General features: G+C 64.4%; 15 protein-coding genes. 7 read left to right on the top strand and 8 right to left on the bottom strand.

All coding sequences use genetic code 11. The annotated features are described in order from the left end of the window. The first annotated feature begins 76 nt into the window (after window positions 1–76). Window positions 77–961, top strand: a complete 885-nt coding sequence (locus tag ACIOVF_RS15275) for a LysR family transcriptional regulator (RefSeq protein ID WP_045198920.1) — start codon at window positions 77–79, stop codon at window positions 959–961. A 33-nt stretch (window positions 962–994) separates the two neighbouring features. Here ACIOVF_RS15275 and ACIOVF_RS15270 read toward each other — a convergent pair whose 3' ends face one another. Then, on the bottom strand, window positions 995–1,327 hold the full coding sequence (locus ACIOVF_RS15270; RefSeq protein ID WP_401290514.1) for a hypothetical protein: 333 nt from the start codon (window positions 1,325–1,327) through the stop codon (window positions 995–997). Further along, on the bottom strand, window positions 1,328–2,698 hold the full coding sequence (locus tag ACIOVF_RS15265) for a PLP-dependent aminotransferase family protein (RefSeq protein ID WP_401290511.1): 1,371 nt from the start codon (window positions 2,696–2,698) through the stop codon (window positions 1,328–1,330). A 138-nt stretch (window positions 2,699–2,836) separates the two neighbouring features. Here ACIOVF_RS15265 and ACIOVF_RS15260 point away from each other — a divergent pair, with 138 nt between their 5' ends. The 6 genes from ACIOVF_RS15260 (at window position 2,837) to ACIOVF_RS15235 (ending at window position 9,320) form a co-directional block, all read left to right on the top strand. Further along, a complete protein-coding gene (locus ACIOVF_RS15260) occupies window positions 2,837–4,123 on the top strand; it encodes a hydroxymethylglutaryl-CoA reductase, degradative (protein WP_258717088.1) in 1,287 nt (428 codons plus the stop codon). Then, window positions 4,123–5,034, top strand: coding sequence for a hydroxymethylglutaryl-CoA lyase (locus tag ACIOVF_RS15255; protein ID WP_093383089.1), 912 nt, complete (start codon window positions 4,123–4,125; stop codon window positions 5,032–5,034). Before ACIOVF_RS15260 ends, ACIOVF_RS15255 begins: the two co-directional genes overlap by 1 nt. Before the next feature lie 58 nt (window positions 5,035–5,092). After that, window positions 5,093–5,569, top strand: coding sequence for a hypothetical protein (locus ACIOVF_RS15250; protein ID WP_045198914.1), 477 nt, complete (start codon window positions 5,093–5,095; stop codon window positions 5,567–5,569). Continuing rightward, window positions 5,566–6,954, top strand: coding sequence for a tripartite tricarboxylate transporter permease (locus tag ACIOVF_RS15245; RefSeq protein WP_045198912.1), 1,389 nt, complete (start codon window positions 5,566–5,568; stop codon window positions 6,952–6,954). The genes ACIOVF_RS15250 and ACIOVF_RS15245 overlap by 4 nt, the downstream gene beginning before the upstream one ends. Before the next feature lie 85 nt (window positions 6,955–7,039). Beyond that, window positions 7,040–8,293, top strand: coding sequence for an OprD family porin (locus ACIOVF_RS15240; RefSeq protein WP_401290506.1), 1,254 nt, complete (start codon window positions 7,040–7,042; stop codon window positions 8,291–8,293). Between the two features lie 100 nt (window positions 8,294–8,393). Further along, a complete protein-coding gene (locus ACIOVF_RS15235) occupies window positions 8,394–9,320 on the top strand; it encodes a class I SAM-dependent methyltransferase (protein WP_230090851.1) in 927 nt (308 codons plus the stop codon). Window positions 9,321–9,367: 47 nt separating this feature from the next. Here ACIOVF_RS15235 and ACIOVF_RS15230 read toward each other — a convergent pair whose 3' ends face one another. The 6 genes from ACIOVF_RS15230 to ACIOVF_RS15205 form a co-directional block, all read right to left on the bottom strand. After that, on the bottom strand, window positions 9,368–10,675 hold the full coding sequence (locus ACIOVF_RS15230) for an MFS transporter (protein WP_093383098.1): 1,308 nt from the start codon (window positions 10,673–10,675) through the stop codon (window positions 9,368–9,370). Window positions 10,676–10,765: 90 nt separating this feature from the next. After that, on the bottom strand, window positions 10,766–11,983 hold the full coding sequence (locus ACIOVF_RS15225; protein WP_195883983.1) for a fumarylacetoacetate hydrolase family protein: 1,218 nt from the start codon (window positions 11,981–11,983) through the stop codon (window positions 10,766–10,768). A 20-nt stretch (window positions 11,984–12,003) separates the two neighbouring features. After that, window positions 12,004–13,062, bottom strand: coding sequence for an Ldh family oxidoreductase (locus ACIOVF_RS15220; RefSeq protein ID WP_195883982.1), 1,059 nt, complete (start codon window positions 13,060–13,062; stop codon window positions 12,004–12,006). A gap of 16 nt (window positions 13,063–13,078) precedes the next feature. Next, a complete protein-coding gene (locus ACIOVF_RS15215; RefSeq protein WP_401290500.1) occupies window positions 13,079–14,659 on the bottom strand; it encodes an aldehyde dehydrogenase (NADP(+)) in 1,581 nt (526 codons plus the stop codon). A gap of 39 nt (window positions 14,660–14,698) precedes the next feature. Continuing rightward, the gene (locus ACIOVF_RS15210) at window positions 14,699–16,246 is read right to left on the bottom strand and encodes a UxaA family hydrolase (protein WP_258597681.1); all 1,548 of its coding nucleotides are present in this window, start codon (window positions 16,244–16,246) and stop codon (window positions 14,699–14,701) included. 165 nt (window positions 16,247–16,411) lie between these two features. After that, the gene (locus tag ACIOVF_RS15205) at window positions 16,412–17,377 is read right to left on the bottom strand and encodes a LysR family transcriptional regulator (protein WP_401290497.1); all 966 of its coding nucleotides are present in this window, start codon (window positions 17,375–17,377) and stop codon (window positions 16,412–16,414) included. Window positions 17,378–17,407: the final 30 nt, after the last annotated feature.

Below are 17,407 nucleotides of genomic sequence, written 5' to 3'. Positions count from 1 at the left end.
GATCCTTGGTGCCATCCTATGAAAATCTTGGATTGATATCTATTATGTCAACGATCAATATTCATACCGTGGGCTTATGGAAAACCGTCACCTGCGTTACTTCCTGGCAATCGCCGACACCGGCAGCATCACCCGCGCCGCAGAACACCTGGGGATTGCCCAGCCGGCGTTGAGCCAGGCCCTGGTGCGGATGGAAAACGAGCTGGGGGTCAAGCTGTTCGAGCGGTCGCGGCGCGGCGCCGTGCTGACCCCTGCGGCTACCGCGATCATCGATGACATCCGCGTCAGCCTGGCCAGGATTGACGCCGCCACCCAGCGTGCCCGCGCCATCGGCGCCAAACGGGCCGGCCGGCTGATCATCGGCTTCGTCTCCACGGCATTGTTCGGCGCCCTGCCCCGGGCACTGGACCGCATGCAGGCAAACTACCCGGGTGTAGAAGTGGTGCTGCGCGAGATGAGCAACGCCGAGCAGGGCCTGGCCCTGCAACGGGGCGAGATCGATATCGGCCTGCTGCACACGCCGGTGTCGATCCAGGGCAACATGCGCGAGAAGCTCATCAGCCAGGACCCGCTGATTGCCGTGCTACCCAGTGGCTACGCGCTGGGCGAAGACGGCAAGGTGGGCATGGAGCAACTGGCCGCCACCGGGCTGGTATGGTTTCCCGAACAGCAGTTGCCGTTGATTCGCAATGCCATTGTCGGCACGTTTCGCCGCCTCGGGCACCCGATCGAGATTATCCAGGAGGCCAACCGCACCCTGACGGTCGTCGCCTACGTTGCCGCCGGCCGGGGGGTTTCGCTGTTGCCGGCAACGGTGCAGGCCCTGCAATTCGAAGGCATGAAGTACAGCGAGATCCGCGATGGCGCCGACTTGCCGCACTTCGAGCTCAGTGCCATCTGGCCTGCCCAGTCCAAGCCGACCATGGCCGACCGCTTCGCCGAGCTGTTGTTTGCCCGCTAAGCGCTGGCAGGTGAAACCAGGTTCCACCCCCCTTCACTGCGCTTTACGAATCATGGCCAGGGCTTTTTCCAGCAGTTTCATGTCCGGCGGATTCTTTTGCCCGCCTTTGGAGCCCAGCCAGCGCTGCACCGGATTGTTGCGGCCATGGGTAAGCAGCTTGCCCTCCCCGCTTATCTCGCTGGCCATGAGCGCGCGTTTGAACAGCTTGCCTTGCGCATCGGTTACCCGACAGGTCAGAAGCTGATGCTTTTCGAGAAAAACCAGCAACGCTGTCAGGCCGGCTTCGACACCATCCCTGAGCTCAGGCTCTTGGCTGTAAGCCTCAAGAATCTGATCGATATCCCATACTGCGTAGTCTTCGCTCATTCAGTCCCTCACCATCGCCTTGAGCAGCGCATCATTCAAATACGCCACGTTTAACCGCGTCCACGGATTCACCCGGGCCTGCTCGGGCGAAAAGATATGCCCGGGGGCAATCATGAAGCCCTTGGGCAATAGCTGGCGGGTCAGCGCTTTGGCATCCTCGACCCCAGGAAACCGCGCCCACAGGTACAGGCTCTGCTCTGGCCGCACGAACACCTCGGCACCGATCTCGTCGAGCATCTGCAGGCCCGCCGTGGTCGCCGCTTTCAGGCGCTCCTGCAGGCGGATCAGATGGCGCAGAAAATGCCCTTCGGTGAGGATCACGTCAACGGTGCGCTCGCACAGCTCCGAGCTGCTGGTGTGCAGGAGCATCTTCAGGTCGCCCAGCTCGTCGATAACCTCCTTGCTGCCGGCAATGAAGCCGACCCGCAGCGCCGCCGACACCGACTTGGAGAAACTGCCGACGTACAGCGAGCGCTGCAACTGGTCGAGCGCCGAGACCTTGATCGCCGAGGCCGGTTTGAAATCGGCCAGGGCGTCGTCGTCCACCAGGATGAACTGATGCTCTGCGGCCAGTTGCACCAGCCGATGGGCCTTGCTTGGGGAAATGTCCGAGCCGGTCGGGTTGTGGCCCACCGACTGAATGAAAAACAGCTTGGGCTTGTGGACGCGCAGGTGCTGCTCCAGCACCTCGATATCCGGGCCATCCGCCAACCGCGGCACCGCGAGCATCCGCGCACCTTGCAGTTGCAGCTTGCCGAACAGCGGGTAATAGCCCGGGTCTTCGACCAGCACGCTGTCGCCCGGGGCGACGAAGCGGCGGATAATCAGGTCCAGGGCATGGTTGGCGCCATGGGTGGTGACGATTTGCCGGGGGCTGGCGCTGATTGCATAACTGGCGAGCTTCTGCACCAGGTGCTGGCGCAGGCTGGCGTTGCCCAGGCGGTTGCCATAGCGGAACAGCGTGGTCACCCCGGTGCGCATGATCTGCCGGGTGAACTTGTCCAGGCGCATGTCCATCAGCCACTCGACCGGCGGGAAGCCCTCGCCCAGCGGTGAGTGGCCGGGCTCGCGGACGAACTGCTGACGCATCAGCCAGATGGTGTCCATCGCCCGCTCGTAGGGCATCGGTTCTTCGGCTTCGTGGCCGTTGGGTGCGCCTTGCTTGACGAAAAAGCCCTGCCCGTGGCGAGCCTCGACCAGCCCCTGGGCAGCCAGCGCTTCATAGGCGTTGATCACGGTGTTTTTCGAATGGCCGAACAGGCGCATGCACTCGCGCAGCGACGGCAAGCGCTCGCCGACCCGGTAGGTGCCATTGCCGATCTGCCCGGCCAGGGATGCCGCCAGTTGTTCTGCGAGTGTCAGCCGCGCCATCGTCAGGTGTCCTGAATGCCTTTTATCCACTGAGGGTACAGCTTGGGTACTGTCTGTCCAAACTGTACCTTCTTTAGCACAACAGTTCGGACTAGGGTGGCGCCATCTCACAACAATAACTGCAAGAGAGCCCTCCCCATGAGCATCGACTCCCGCCTGCCCATGTTCCGCGCCATGTCGCCTGCCGAACGCTTGAGCCACTTGCAAGCAGTGCTCGAACTGCCCGAGCAGGACCTCGCCCTGCTTCGCGACGCCGGCGCCCTGCCCCTGGAAATCGCCGACGGCATGATCGAGAACGTCCTCGGCACCTTCGAATTGCCTTACGCCGTGGCCAGCAACTTCCAGATCAACGGCCGCGACGTCATCGTGCCGCTGGTGGTCGAAGAGCCTTCGGTGGTCGCTGCCGCCTCGTTCATGGCCAAGCTGGCCCGCGAGGCCGGTGGCTTCCAGACCTCCAGTTCGCTGCCGCTGATGCGTGCCCAGGTGCAGATCGTCGAGATCGACGACCCCTACAATGCCCGCCTGAGCCTGATGCGCCGCAAGGACGAGATTATCGAGCTGGCCAACCGCAAGGACCAGTTGCTCAACAGCCTCGGTGGCGGCTGCCGCGACATCGAAGTACACACCTTCGCCCAGAGCCCGCGCGGGCCGATGCTGGTCGCCCACCTGATCGTCGACGTGCGCGACGCCATGGGCGCCAACACCGTCAACACCATGGCCGAGGCGGTGGCGCCGCTGCTGGAGGAAATCACCGGTGGCAAGGTGCGCCTGCGCATCCTTTCCAACCTCGCCGACCTGCGCCTGGCCAGGGCTCAGCTGCGCATCGCTCCCGAACACCTGGGCACGGGCGCCTACAGCGGTGAAGAGGTCATCGAGGGCATCCTCGATGCGTACAATTTTGCCGTGGTCGATCCCTACCGGGCCGCCACCCACAACAAGGGCATCATGAACGGCATCGACCCGTTGATCGTCGCCACCGGCAACGACTGGCGCGCAGTGGAAGCCGGCGCCCATGCCTATGCCTGCCGCAACGGCCACTACGGCTCGCTGACCACCTGGGAAAAAGACCGCCAGGGCCATCTGGTCGGTACTCTGGAGATGCCGATGCCGGTCGGCCTGGTCGGCGGCGCCACCAAGACCCACCCGCTGGCGCAACTGTCGCTGCGCATCCTCGGGGTGAAAACTGCCCAGGAACTGGCCGAAATCGCCGTCGCCGTGGGCCTGGCGCAAAACCTCGGGGCGCTGCGGGCACTGTCGACCGAAGGCATTCAGCGCGGGCACATGGCCTTGCACGCACGCAACATTGCCCTGGCGGCCGGTGCCCGCGGCGATGAGCTCAACTGGCTGGTCAAGCAGATGGTCGAGGCCCGCGATGTGCGCGCCGACAAGGCAGCAGAACTGCTCAAGCACAAGCGGGCGCAGTAATGGACGCGGTACGGCTGGTCGAAGTCGGCGCCAGGGATGGCCTGCAAAATGAAAAGCTGACGCTGTCGCCGCAGATTCGCGTGCAATTGCTCCAGCGCCTGGCCGACGCCGGGTTGCAAACCCTGGAAGCCGGGGCGTTTGTCTCGCCGCGCTGGGTGCCGCAGATGGCCGGGTCCGATGAGGTGTTCAAGGCGTTGCCTGTGCGCCCGGGGGTAACCTGGACGGCGCTTGTGCCCAACCTCAAAGGGCTGCAGGCGGCAATCGCCGCGGGTTGCCAGGAGGTCGCGGTGTTCGCCGCCGCCTCCGAGGCGTTCTCGCAAAAAAACCTCAACTGCTCGATCGAACAAAGCCTGCGCCAGTACCAGCAGGTCATGGTCCGCGCCCGTGACGCCGGCATCCGCGTGCGCGGCTACGTGTCGTGCGTCATGGGTTGCCCGTTCACCGGTGCAGTAAAACCTGAAGCCGTGGCTGCAGTCAGCGCTGCATTGTTCGGCATGGGCTGCTATGAAATCAGCCTTGGCGACACCCTCGGCACCGGTACGCCGGCGGCGACCCGGGCACTGCTCGCGGCCTGTCGCCAAGTGGTGCCGGTCAGCGCGCTGGCCGGGCATTTCCACGATACTTACGGTATGGCCATCGCCAATATCCATGCGGCGCTGGAAGCCGATGTACGGGTGTTCGACAGTTCGGTCGCAGGCCTGGGTGGCTGCCCGTATTCGCCCGGCGCCACTGGCAATGTCGCCAGCGAAGAGCTGGTGTACCTGCTCGACGGCCTGGGCGTGAACCATGGCGTCGATCTTGGCGCCCTGATCGATGCCGGTGAGTTCATCAGTGCCGAACTCGGCAGGCCGACCGGCTCCAGGGTCGCCCGTGCCCTGCTCGCCCAACGCCGCCTGTGTGCAATGCAATAAGCGTTATCTCTTCACCTTCATAACAATAAAAGCCCGCAAGGGCAGTGGGAGAATCCCGATGAAAGCCGAACTGTTCGAAGTCTGGGGCGACACCGTCGACGGTCGTCACCTGATCTGTTCCATCGCCATTGGCGCCAGCGTCAGCCTCGGCGCGTATTTCACCGCCCAGCACCTGCTGACGGGCTGGGTGGAGTCGCTGCAAATGGCCCGCGCCTACGCCATGCTGGTCGGTATTGTCGGCTGCCTGGCCGGCGGCGCCATCAGCGCAGCGCTGTTCAAGCCCAAGCGCATCGTTGTCGAGCACCTGGCAGATCCGGCCTGGCGGGCGAAAATCCTTGTCGAGCTGCAAAACGAATTCGGCCCGCTCGGCAGCTTGAGCGACCTGCCTGCGGCGACGATTGCCGAACTGCGCGAGATGGACCTGTATGACCTGTTCGCCGACTACGAAAAAGGCCTGCGCTCACCCCCGGACAACCCTGACGTGACACCTGCCGTGGTGGTCCGCGCAGCCAGCGCCGCCGGAGGCCGGTCATGATTGCCCTGTTGATGGATCAGTTTCTGATCGCCCTGGGCATGGGGGTTCTTGGCGCGGTGATCTTTGCCGGTATCGGCCTGATCTCCGGCAGCGATGAAACCACCACCCTCGCGCCGCTGACACTGTTGGTGGTACTGCTGGGTGTGCCCGCCCCCGGCGTGCTGACCTTCTTTCTGGCCGGCGCCGTGGCCAAGCACATGACCCATGCGGTGCCGACCGCCTTGCTCGGCATCCCGGGCGATACCATGGCCACGCCGTTGATGCGCGAAGCGAACTTTTTGCGCAACCTCGGGGTTCCGCACATTGCCCTGCGCAAGATGATTTCCGGCGCGGTGATTGCCGCCCTGATCGCCGTGCCCATGGCGGTGTTGTTCGCGGTAATGCTGGCGCCGTTCGGCGACATGATCAAGCATGCCGCGCCGTGGGTATTCCTGTTGGCGGCGGTGGCCATCGCCTGGTTCTCCAAAGGCCGCCTGGCAGCGGTGCTGACCCTGATCCCGTTCGTCATGGTGATTATCGGCCTGCAGACCCTGACCGCGCAGCATGGGGTCAAGCTCAGCGTCAGCTACTTCCTCGGCATTGCCATCGGCCCGTTGATCGCCGCGCTGTTCTCTCTGCTGGCGCCGGCCGAGCGCGCCAGCATGCGTCGCCAGCAACCGCGGACCTTCTCGTTGTCGCCTGACGTCAAAAGCTGGGGCGGTTTCTTTCCCAACCCGCTGCGCGTGCTCGACAGCAAGCAGAGCCTGTGGACGGCCGTTACTGCGGTGGTCTCCAGCGCCACCTTCGTGTTCAGCCCGGTGGCCATGACCGTGATTCTCGGCGAGGCGGTCGGTTCGCGGGTCAAGCACGTCTACCATCGCCTGACCACAGTGATCACCGCGCGCAACGGCGTCACCGAGTCCACCTACATCGCCGAAGCGCTGATTCCGCTGATCGCCTTCGGCCTGCCGCTGAGCCCGGTCGCCGCCGGCCCGGCTGCGCCGCTGTTCAACGCACCACCGCGCTTTAGCGTCGATGCCGCCAGCGGCCAGGTCAACAACCTGCACTCGCTGCTCAGCACCTGGGAGTTTCTCGGCTACGGCATGCTGGCGGTGATCGTCGCCATCCTGATCGCCTACCCCTTCACCATGAACTACGCGCACCGGGCAGCCTCCTACGTGTCGCGCAAAATCAGCCATGAAGCGGTGATCGCGACCTTTGTCGGCCTGATCCTGGTGATCGGCATCTGGGAAGGCGGCCTGCTCGGTTTGCTGGTGATTGTCACCATTGGCCTGCTGGGCGGATTTCTCTCGCGCTTTCTGGGCTTCAACATCGGCGTGCAGTTCATGGGCTACTACACCGCCGTGCTCACCGTGCCCGCCCTGGTTGCCCTGATCGGCGCCTGACCCCCACTCCCTCCTGTAACCGCCATTTTTCGCAGCCTTTGCGCTGCGAGGGCTTGCTGCGCTCACTAGAAAGGAAATAACAATAATGAAGATCCTTGCACGCACCAAAACCGCAAACCTTGCGTCACTGTTGATCTGCTCGACAGCCTCGCTTGGCGCCTCGGCAGCCGGCCTGGTCGACGACACCACGGCGTCGCTGAACCTGCGCAACTTCTACCACAACCGCAACTTCGTAAACCCGGCCTACCCCCAGGGCAAGGCCGAGGAATGGACGCAAAGCTTCATCTTCGACCTGCGTTCGGGCTTCACCCAGGGTACGCTAGGCTTTGGCGTCGACCTGCTGGGGCTGTACTCGGTCAAGCTCGATGGCGGTCGCGGCACGGCCGGTACGCAACTGCTGCCAGTGCACGATGATGGCCGCCCGGCCGACGACTTTGGCCGCCTGGGGGTTGCGCTCAAGGCCCGCTATTCGAAGACAGAACTGAAGGTCGGTGAATGGGTTTCGCTGTTGCCGATCTTGCGCTCGGACGATGGCCGCTCGCTGCCACAGACCTTTCGCGGCGCCCAGCTGACTTCACGGGAAATCGACAACCTGACCCTTTATACCGGCCAGTTTCGCGGCAACAGCCCGCGCAACGACGCCAGCATGGAGCGCATGTTCATGACCGGCCGGCCCGACGCCACCTCGGACCGTTTCAACTTTGCCGGCGGCGAGTACCTGTTCAACGACAAGGCCACCCAGGTGGGCCTGTGGTATGCCCAGCTCGAGGACATCTACCAGCAGCAGTACTTGAACCTGATTCATAGCCAGGCTGTGGGCAGCTGGAAGCTGGGCGCCAACCTTGGCCTGTTTCTGGGCGATGAAGACGGCGCGGCCAAGGCAGGCCAGCTGGACAACAAAACCACAACGCTGATGCTGTCTGCGAAAACCGGCGCACACACCTTCTCCCTCGGCCTGCAGCGGGTGTATGGCGAGACCGGCTGGATGCGGGTCAACGGCACCGCCGGCTACCCGCTGGCCAACGACACCTACAACTCAAGCTACGACAATGCCCGCGAGCGCTCCTGGCAGTTGCGCCACGACTATGACTTCGTTGCCCTCGGCGTGCCGGGCCTGACCCTGATGAACCGCTACCTGTCGGGTGATCATGTGCACACCAGCGCCACCAGCAACGGCAAGGAATGGGGCCGCGAGACGGAGCTGGGCTACGTGTTCCAGAGCGGCCCGCTCAAGGACCTGTCGCTGCGCTGGCGCAATTCGACCCTGCGCCGGGATTTCAGCAGCTACGACATCGATGAGAACCGCTTGATCGTCAATTACCCGATCAAGTTTCTTTAATCCCTGGCGCCCTCAACAATCTGCCGCCCCTGCCGATAACCACTGTGTCAGGCCGTATACTCGGCCTGACATCTATTTTCAGGGGCAGACAGGATTCGATATGAACGAGATGGGTATGGCGTTGGCCAACAAGTATTGCCAGGGTGCCGGTCTGGAGATTGGCGCTGCCAGCCATAACGCTTTTTACTTGCCAGACTGCCTCAATCTGGGCCCCTGTGACGGTGAGTCGTTTCTGTACCCGCTGGACTTGCAAGACTTCAACCTCTACAAGAACGAACAGGCCAACTACCAGGTCCCGCCTGCCCGGATCGACGCCCTGGGCGATTTCACCGACATACCGTTCGCCGATCAAACCTTCGACTACCTGATCAGCTCGCACGTCATCGAACACGTGCCCAACCTGTTTGCCGCCTATGTCGAGGCCGCGCGGGTGATCAAGGACGATGGCGTGTTCTTTTGCATCTTCCCGAAAAGGAACGCCGACCCCAATGACCGGGTACGCGCCCTGACCACCCTGGAGTCGATGATCGATGCGTTCGAAAAACGCGTCGACATGAGCGTGATGCCTGAATACAACTGGCGCGGGCACTACCATGTGTTCTCGCTGCAGAGCATGCTGCGGGCGATCAACATGATCAACTCGGTAGGCCTGGGGCACTGGCTGATCGAAACCATCGAAGAGACCGATTCGAAAGTCGGCAATGGCCACACCGTGGTGTTGCGCAAGCAACCCGGGCTGTCGGCCTTGAGCGCCAGCGACGCCAGTCAGTTCAACCAGGAGTTCAACGCACGCTTTCAGGCCCAGGACCTGAACGGTGCGCTGCACCTGGTGAAGGTCGCGCTGTCGTACGATTTCTTCAATGCCCAGAACCTGTACCTGGCCTTCGCCCTCAATTGCCAGCTGGACAATGCCCGCGAGGGCGTGGAGTTCCTGCGTCAGGCACTGATCCTGACCCCGGAGAACGAAGAGTTTCGCAAGCTCTTCGTCCAGGTCACCGGCGGGCCGTTCATCAACCCGGTGCAGTAACAGTCGCAGGGCGGCGTGATCAATCATCGTCCCCTGCACCCTGCCCCTTATTGCGTCACGCCCACCACCCGCTCAGGCGCGGCTTGTGCGTTGCCAATCGGCGCCTTGAGCAACAGGAAATACGCCAGCGCCGAACACAGCGCGACGATCGCACTGATCATGAACGCGGTGTTGAACGAGCCCGAGTACTGGATGCTGAAGCCGGTGACAATCGGCGCGACGGAGCCTGCGATGTAGCCGCCAAAGTTCTGGATCGAGCCGAACGAGGCCACCCGGCGGCTGTCGACGATGGTGTTGACGATCATCCAGGCCGTGGCACTGGCCATGTTGATGCTGAACAGCGCCAGGCACAGCAGGACGATGCACGCGGTCAAGCCGCTGACATACGACAGCGGCAAGGTGAACAGCGCGGCCAGCACCAGGCCGGTGATCACGCTGAACTTGCGACTGGCCAGGATGCTCAGGCCGCGGCGCACCAGCAGGTCGCAGAAGCGCCCGGCGACGATGGTGCCGACAGCGCCGAAACCATAGGCCAGCGACACCACCCAGGCGGTTTTGTACAGGTTCAGGCCATGCTCGCGCTCAAAATAACCGGGCAGCCAGGTCAGGTGCAGCCAGAGCATGTAGATCACCCCCATGAAACCGAGGATCGCGCCCCAGGTACTGCGGTGCCTGAACAGGTCGAGCCAGCCGGCAAAGTACGAAGCCTTGGGCTCTGCCGTTGCCTGTGGCGCCTGGTACTCACCTGGCAACGGCTTGCCTTGCGCGGCTAGTTCGGCCAGGTACTGCGCCTTGCTCTTGAAGAAGCTCAGCCAGCACAGGGCCAGGACGATGCCAAGCACGCCGGTGATAATGAACATGCCGCGCCAGCCGAAGTTGACCATGAACAGCGTCAGCAACGGCGGCGCCAGGCACGGGCCCAGGCAGGTCGAGGACCAGACGATGCCGGTAGGCGTGCCGCGCTCGTTGGCATCGAACCACTCCGACAGCGCCTTGGCCGCCGAGGGGAACATCGGCGCCTCGCCAATCCCCAGCAGCACGCGCAAGCCCATGAAGCCGGCGAAACTGTTGACCATGCCGAACGCCGATTGCGCCACCGACCAGGCCAGCAACGAGGCGCCAAGGGCGATCTTGCTGCCCAGGCGGTCGATGATCAGGCCCATGGGCAACTGGGCGAAGGCATAGGCGATGGAAAACGCCGAGAGCAGGATGCCCATCTGCGACGGGCTGATCATCATGTCCTTCTGGATCGAGGTGTTGGCGATCGACAGCGCGCTACGGTCCAGGTAGTTGACGATGCCGATCAACAGCAGGAAGACAACGGTGATGCGTTGGTACTTCTTCAGTGCGTTCATCTGATGGCCTTTATTATTATTGTTGCAGCGGTTTTATCGCCGGGGCGATCCTTCAGGCGGTCACACACTCATCCCTGGAACGTCTTTCAATCAGCTCTGCCGGGCGCTCACAGCGGCATCGAGCAGGCCGCGCCGGGCAAGGCTGTCGATCAGCGCGCGCACGCCGAAATCCCACTGCGGCGCCAGGTCGCTGGTGGTCACCCGGTTGCACAGGCTGCCCAGCTGCCCGTTGCTGATGGTCACCACATCGCCGGGTTTGTGGGTAAAGCCGTTGCCCGGCTGGTCGCGGTCCTGTTTGGGCGCGAACAGGGTGCCGAGAAACAGCACCAGGCCGTCGGGGTACTGATGGTTTTCGTTCAGGGTCTGCTGCACCAGGTCGAGCGGGTCGCGGCTGATCTGGCGCATCGAGCTGCGGCCCTGGAGCACAAAGCCGTCCAGGCCTTCGACCCGCAAGTCGACCTCGGCGCTGCGCACATCCTCAAGGCTGAAGGTCTCGTCGAACAGCCGCAGCAGCGGCCCCAGTGCGGTCGAGGCGTTGTTGTCCTTGGCCTTGGACAGCAGCAAGGCGCTGCGCCCTTCGAAGTCGCGCAGGTTGACGTCGTTGCCGAGGGTGGCGCCCTGCACCGTGCCGTTGCTCGACACCGCCAGCACCACTTCCGGCTCGGGGTTGTTCCAGCTCGACTTCGGGTGAATGCCGATATCGGCGCCATGGCCGACCGCCGACAACGGCTGGGCCTTGGTGAAGACCTCGGCGTCCGGGCCGATGCCCACTTCCAGGTACTGCGACCACAGCCCCTGCTCTACCAGGACCTTGCGCAAGGCTTCAGCCTGCGCCGAGCCCGGAACGATCTGCGACAGATCGGCGCCGATGCGGCTGGCTAGCGTCGCCCTGATTGCGTCGGCCTTGGCCGGGTCGCCCTTGGCCTGCTCCTCGACCACCCGCTCCAGCAGGCTGGCGGCGAAGGTCACGCCGGCGGCCTTGACCGCCTGCAGGTCGATCGGCGCCAGCAGCCAGGGCAAGGCCGGATCGCGATGATTTGGGTCGCTGTTGGCCAGCAGCGCCGGCAACTCGATCAGCGCCTCGCCCAACGGCAGCGACCGTAGGTAGGCCACCGGCTCAGCTACTTCGAGCAAGGCCGAGACGGTCGCCACATGGGCGCTGATATCGTGCACGGCGCCGGCTTTGACCAGCACCACGGCCGGGCCCTGCTGCGCCAGCCAGACGCGGCCGATCCAGGTACCGGTGTTGAATAGCGCAGCGTCTTTGCTCAGGTGTAGCGGTGTTTGGGTGTTCGCGTGCTCTCTCATGTCAGCGCTCTTGTTGTCGGTTAATGCGAAAGTGTCGGGCACTGCAGTTGCCCGGCGAGCTGGTTGAGGTTATCGATCAGCTGTGGCGACAGGCTCAAGCCTTCGCTCAAGGCCTGCTTGCGCCGTTTCAAGCCCGCTTGCCCAGGCAGGCGCACCGGCCGCTCGGGGTCGAGCGGGCGGCTGGCGAGCAGCAGCTGGCCGAGAAACGAGGTTTCAGCGGTGAAGGCGTCAAGCCCGCCAAAAAAGCGCGGATCGATCACCACGGCGGTTGCCGAGGCGCCCCACTGATCCGGCGCGTCCTTGCGCCCATAGCCCGCCAGCCCCGAGGTTAGTGCCTCGACCAGCAGCGCCAGGGCAAAGCCCTTGTGGCCGAAAGCCTGGCCGCCCAAGGGCAGGATGCTGCCGCTGGGGGTGGTGAAAAAATCTTCCGGGTTGTCGCTCAGACGCCCGTCGTTGCCCAGCAACACCGGGTGCGGCAGTCGCTGCCCGCTGTCGCGGCACTGGCCGACCAGGCCGAGGGTCACGGTCGACATGCTCACATCGAGCAGGATCGGCTCGCCACGGGTCGGAATACCGGCGGCAATCGGGTTGGGCGTGTACACAGGTTCAATACCGCCGTGGGCGCAAACCAGCGCCACCGACGGGTCGCTGGAATACAGCATGGCCACCAGGCCACGCTCGGTGAACGGCTGCAGGTAGGCCGCCAGGCAACCGATGTGCGCCGCCCGGCGCACCACGGCAATGCCAATGCCTTGTGCCGTTGCGCCCTGGGCCGCGCAGTCGAGGGCGCGGCTGACGCAGTACGGGCCGAGCAGATAATGACCGTCGAACAGGCTGGAAATACCGCTGTGCGCAAGCTGTTCGAGCAGCCCTGCCCGGGCCTTGACCTGCCCTGCCTGGATGCCGCCGATATAGCGGCTGACCAGGTTCAGGCCATGGGTGCGATGGCCCAGCAGTTCGCCTTCAAGCAGTACCCGGGTGACCACCCGGGCGACCTCGGCATCGGCACCGGCGGCTTCAAACAATTGCTCGACGAAGGCTGTGAGGCTTTGCACATCAACGCGGCGGGCGTCGCTCATCGCTGTTGCTCCGTGATCAGTTCAGGGCCGCGTTGCTTGGCTTGCCATCGACCAGGCGCTGGATACCCAGCGGGTTGGCATCGCGCAGCGCTTCGGGGAGCAAGGCATCGGGCACGTTCTGGTAGCACACCGGGCGCAGAAAGCGATCGATCGCCAGGGTGCCGACCGAGGTGCCGCGGGCATCGGAGGTCGCTGGGTACGGGCCGCCATGGACCATCGCATCGCAGACCTCGACGCCGGTCGGGTAGCCATTGAGCAGCACCCGCCCGACCTTGACTTCGAGCACCTCGAACAGTTGGCCAAAGGCGGCCAGGTCGTCGCTGTCGGCCAGCAAGGTGGCGGTCAGCTGGCCATGCAAGGCGTTGACCGCGCGCAACAGCTGGGCCTGATCATTGACCTCGACCACCACCGTGCACGGGCCGAAGACTTCTTCCTGCAGCAGCTCATCCTGCTCCAGCAGCAGGCTGACATCGGCCTTGAACAGCTGCGGCTGCGCCTGCTTGCCGGATTGCGCCAGGCCGCTGAGTTTTTCTATTCCCGGGTGGGCCAGCAGCGCCTGGATACCCTTGCCGTAGCTTGCCAGGGTGCCGGCATTGAGCATGGTCTGCGGCGCCTGTTCGGCCATATGGCCGCGCAGCTGCTCGATAAAGGCACAGAAGGCCGGCGAGCGGATGCCCAGCACCAGGCCCGGGTTGGTGCAGAACTGGCCACAACCCTGCACCACCGAGGCGCTCAAGTCCTTGGCCAGCTGCGCACTGCGACTGGCCAGGGCCTGGGGCAAAACCAGCACCGGGTTGATGCTCGACATCTCGGCGAATACCGGGATCGGCTGCGCCCGCGCGGCGGCCATGTCGCACAGCGCGCGGCCGCCCTTGAGCGAGCCGGTAAAGCCCACGGCCTGGATGCCCGGGTGCTTGACCAGCGCCTCGCCGACGCCGCCACCAAAGATCATGTTGAACACACCCGCCGGCATGCCGGTGCGCTCGGCAGCGCGCAGCAGCGCCTCGGCAACCCGCTCGGCAGTGGCCATGTGGCCGCTGTGGGCCTTGAACACCACCGGGCAACCGGCAGCCAGGGCGGCGGCGGTATCACCGCCGGCGGTCGAGAACGCCAGGGGGAAGTTGCTCGCACCGAACACCGCCACCGGGCCGACACCAATACGGTACTGGCGCAGGTCCGGGCGCGGCAATGGCGTGCGCGCTGGCAAGGCGCGGTCGATGCGCGCGCCATAAAAATCGCCACGGCGCAGCACCTGGGCAAACAGGCGCATCTGGCCGCTGGTGCGTGCCCGCTCACCGGCAATGCGCGCACTGGGCAGCGCGGTTTCCTGGCAGGTCACGGCGATAAAGTCCTCGCCCAGGCCGTCGAGCTCGTCGGCGATGGCCTCGAGAAACTGCGCCCGGCGCTCGGCCGAGAGTTTGCGATAGGCCGGGAACGCGGCGCTGGCCGCATCCACGGCATTGTCGACTTCGTCCAGGCTGGCCTGGTGAAAGGCGCCCGGCAGGCGCTCGCCGGTGTGGGCATCGACGCTGTAGACCAAGGTGTCGCCCAGGGCACTGCGCTGGCCGCCAATGAAGTTGTATCCGCTAAAGCTCATGTGCATGTCGCCTCGTCAAGAAGGTTGCAGGGCTGTCAATCAGGTCACGGCACCGATCTGCCAGGGCACGAATTCGTTCTGCCCGTAGCCGTGCTGTTCACTCTTGCTGCGCTCACCGGAGGCGATGCGCAGCATCTGCTCGAAGATGTAGGCGCCGCGTTCTTCGATGCTGGTGCTGCCGTCGGCGATGCCGCCGCAGTTCACATCCATGTCTTCAAGCTGGTGCTCGAACACCCGGTTGTTGGTGGCCAGCTTGATCGACGGCGCCGGCGCGCAGCCGTAGGCCGAACCGCGGCCGGTGGTAAAGGCAATCAGGTTGGCGCCGCCGGCGACCTGGCCGGTGGCCGAAACCGGGTCGTAGCCCGGGGTGTCCATGAACACCAGGCCTTTGGCGCGCACCGCTTCGGCGTACTGGTAGACGTCCACCAGGTTGCTGGAGCCGGCCTTGGCCACTGCACCGAGGGATTTCTCCAGGATGGTGGTCAGGCCGCCGGCCTTGTTGCCGGCCGAGGGGTTATTGTTCAGCGCGGCGTTCATGCGCTGGCAGTAGTCTTCCCACCAATGGATGCGGGCGATGAGTTTCTCGCCCACTTCACGGCTGACCGCGCGGCGCGTGAGCAAGTGCTCGGCGCCGTAGATCTCCGGGGTTTCCGAAAGGATTGCGGTGCCGCCGGCTGCCACCAGACGGTCAACGGCATTACCCAGGGCCGGGTTGGCGGTGATCCCCGAGTAGCCGTCGGAGCCGCCGCATTGCAGGCCGACTACCAGATGGCGGGCGCTGACCGGCTCACGCTTGACCCGGTTGGCCTCGGCCAGCAGCGCCTCGACCTGCGCGATGCCGGCAGCGATGGTCTTCGAGGTACCGCCAATGCCCTGGATGGTAAAGGCGCGCAGCTGATCACCGGTTTGCAGCTGCTGGGTTTGCAGCAGGCTTTCGATCTGGTTGGTCTCGCAGCCCAGGCCGATGATCAGCACGGCGGCAAAGTTGGGGTGGATGGCGTAGCCGCCCAGGGTCCGGCGCAGAAGGCCCAGGGCTTCGCCGCTGGGGTCTACCGCGCAACCGGCGCCGTGGGTCAAAGCGACCACGCCGTCGATGTTCGGGTAGGCGGCGAGCGCCTCGGGGTGGATGTCGCGGCGAAAGTGGTCGGCCACGGCGCGGGCGACGGTGGCCGAGCAGTTCACCGAAGTCAGAATGCCAATGTAGTTGCGGGTCGCGACCCGGCCGTCGGCACGCACGATGCCCTGGAACTGCGCCTCGCTGGCAGGCGTTGGCCTGGCATCGACGCCGAAGGCATAGTCGCGGGCAAAATCGCCCATCTCGACGTTGTGCACGTGCACATGTTCGCCGGCCTCGATCACTTGCGAGGCAAAACCGATGATCTGCCCGTAGCGGCGCAGCGGCTGGCCTTGCTCCACGCGCTCGGTGGCGACTTTATGCCCGGACGGGACCGCCTGGCGCACGGTGATGGCTTCGGCGTCCAGGTGCTGGCCTTCAACCAGGGCCTGGCGGGCAATCAGTACATTGTCCAGGGGGTTCAAGCGGATAACGGCAGGGTCGCCGCTGCGGGTGCTGGCAATCAGTTGCATGGGACCTCTCAGGGCGGATGCGGCCGGCTTCTTGTTATGGCGCCGCCCGTGCTGTGCCGGGCGAATCTGCGATAACTCTAAGGAGCCCGGCGCAACATTCCCAATGAGATGATCCGATCAAGCGATAACCCAGGGTTATCGCAAGCTGTCAGTCAGCCGTTTTTATCAATCGCCAGCACTGCCCTGCTCTTCCCGTCGCTGGCGGGCGAACTCCAGCAACAGCTCGACAAACGCCTGCGCCGAGGCGCTCAAGGGTTCGTCCTTGCGGGTGATCACCCCGTACTCCAGCGGCGCCAGTTGCAACGGCGACTGCAGCTCGCAGAACTGGCCGCTGCTCAACTGCGCAGCGACCATCGAGCGCGGCAACATGGCGATCATCGGCCCGGACTCGAGCAAATGCAGGAACATCGGCATCGAGATGGTATCGACGCTGTCTGCCGGGGTGGCGATGCCGACCGCCCTGAAGGCCTGCTCCAGGCGCTCGCGCAGCGGTGTGCCGACCGGGTACAGCACCCACGGCCAGTCGCTCAGTGCCTGCAGCGAGGCACTGCCCGGCTGGTTGAGCGGGTGATCCTTGTTGACCACCAGGCTGAAGGGCTCTGGCTCCAAGGCCTGGAAGTCGAACAGCTGGCTGAAGCGCTCCTCGGTGAAGCGGCCGATCATCAGGTCGAGCTTGTTCTGCTCAAGCATGGCCAGCAGATGGTCGCTGGATTGCTCGACCACTTCGATCGACAGCAGCGGGCTGCGCGCCTTGATCGCGGCAATCGCCTGGGGTAGCACCAGGGGCGTTGCAGCAAAAATCCCGCCGACGCGAATAAAGCCATGGCCGCCCTTGCGCAGGCGGTTGACCTGGTCGACGAACTGCTGCGACTCGGCCAGCGCCCCTTGCGCATAACGCACCACGTACTCACCGAGTTCGGTGGGCGGCATGCTGCGCGGCAGGCGCTCGAACAGGGCAAAGCCGAACTGCTCTTCAAGGTCGCGCAGCATCTTGCTCAAGGCCGGCTGGCTGAGGTTCATGCGCGTGGCGGTGGCGTGCATGTTGCGCGTGCGCGCCAGGGTGTCGATCAGCACCAGGTGCTTGAAGCGGATCCAGTTGCAGAAACTGGCGTGGGTAATGTCTGAAGCCATCAACGAACTGCCTCTTGCCGATGAATACGC

This window comes from Pseudomonas sp. NPDC087612 (assembly GCF_044743505.1).
Taxonomy (GTDB): Bacteria; Pseudomonadota; Gammaproteobacteria; order Pseudomonadales; family Pseudomonadaceae; genus Aquipseudomonas.
The sequence above is the reverse complement of the archived record's forward strand: the minus strand, read 5'-3'. Positions and strand labels throughout refer to the sequence as shown.

Bases quoted from the DNA above. Each gene is read 5' to 3' on its own strand.
- ACIOVF_RS15220 (WP_195883982.1), bottom strand. From the start codon at position 13,062: ATGAGCGACGCCCGCCGCGTTGATGTGCAAAGCCTCACAGCCTTCGTC.
- ACIOVF_RS15205 (WP_401290497.1), bottom strand. From the start codon at position 17,377: ATGGCTTCAGACATTACCCACGCCAGTTTCTGCAACTGGATCCGCTTC.
- ACIOVF_RS15260 (WP_258717088.1), top strand. From the start codon at position 2,837: ATGAGCATCGACTCCCGCCTGCCCATGTTCCGCGCCATGTCGCCTGCC.
- ACIOVF_RS15235 (WP_230090851.1), top strand. From the start codon at position 8,394: ATGAACGAGATGGGTATGGCGTTGGCCAACAAGTATTGCCAGGGTGCC.
- ACIOVF_RS15255 (WP_093383089.1), top strand. From the start codon at position 4,123: ATGGACGCGGTACGGCTGGTCGAAGTCGGCGCCAGGGATGGCCTGCAA.
- ACIOVF_RS15270 (WP_401290514.1), bottom strand. From the start codon at position 1,327: ATGAGCGAAGACTACGCAGTATGGGATATCGATCAGATTCTTGAGGCT.
- ACIOVF_RS15245 (WP_045198912.1), top strand. From the start codon at position 5,566: ATGATTGCCCTGTTGATGGATCAGTTTCTGATCGCCCTGGGCATGGGG.
- ACIOVF_RS15225 (WP_195883983.1), bottom strand. From the start codon at position 11,983: ATGAGAGAGCACGCGAACACCCAAACACCGCTACACCTGAGCAAAGAC.
- ACIOVF_RS15275 (WP_045198920.1), top strand. From the start codon at position 77: ATGGAAAACCGTCACCTGCGTTACTTCCTGGCAATCGCCGACACCGGC.
- ACIOVF_RS15265 (WP_401290511.1), bottom strand. From the start codon at position 2,698: ATGGCGCGGCTGACACTCGCAGAACAACTGGCGGCATCCCTGGCCGGG.
- ACIOVF_RS15250 (WP_045198914.1), top strand. From the start codon at position 5,093: ATGAAAGCCGAACTGTTCGAAGTCTGGGGCGACACCGTCGACGGTCGT.
- ACIOVF_RS15210 (WP_258597681.1), bottom strand. From the start codon at position 16,246: ATGCAACTGATTGCCAGCACCCGCAGCGGCGACCCTGCCGTTATCCGC.
- ACIOVF_RS15230 (WP_093383098.1), bottom strand. From the start codon at position 10,675: ATGAACGCACTGAAGAAGTACCAACGCATCACCGTTGTCTTCCTGCTG.
- ACIOVF_RS15215 (WP_401290500.1), bottom strand. From the start codon at position 14,659: ATGAGCTTTAGCGGATACAACTTCATTGGCGGCCAGCGCAGTGCCCTG.
- ACIOVF_RS15240 (WP_401290506.1), top strand. From the start codon at position 7,040: ATGAAGATCCTTGCACGCACCAAAACCGCAAACCTTGCGTCACTGTTG.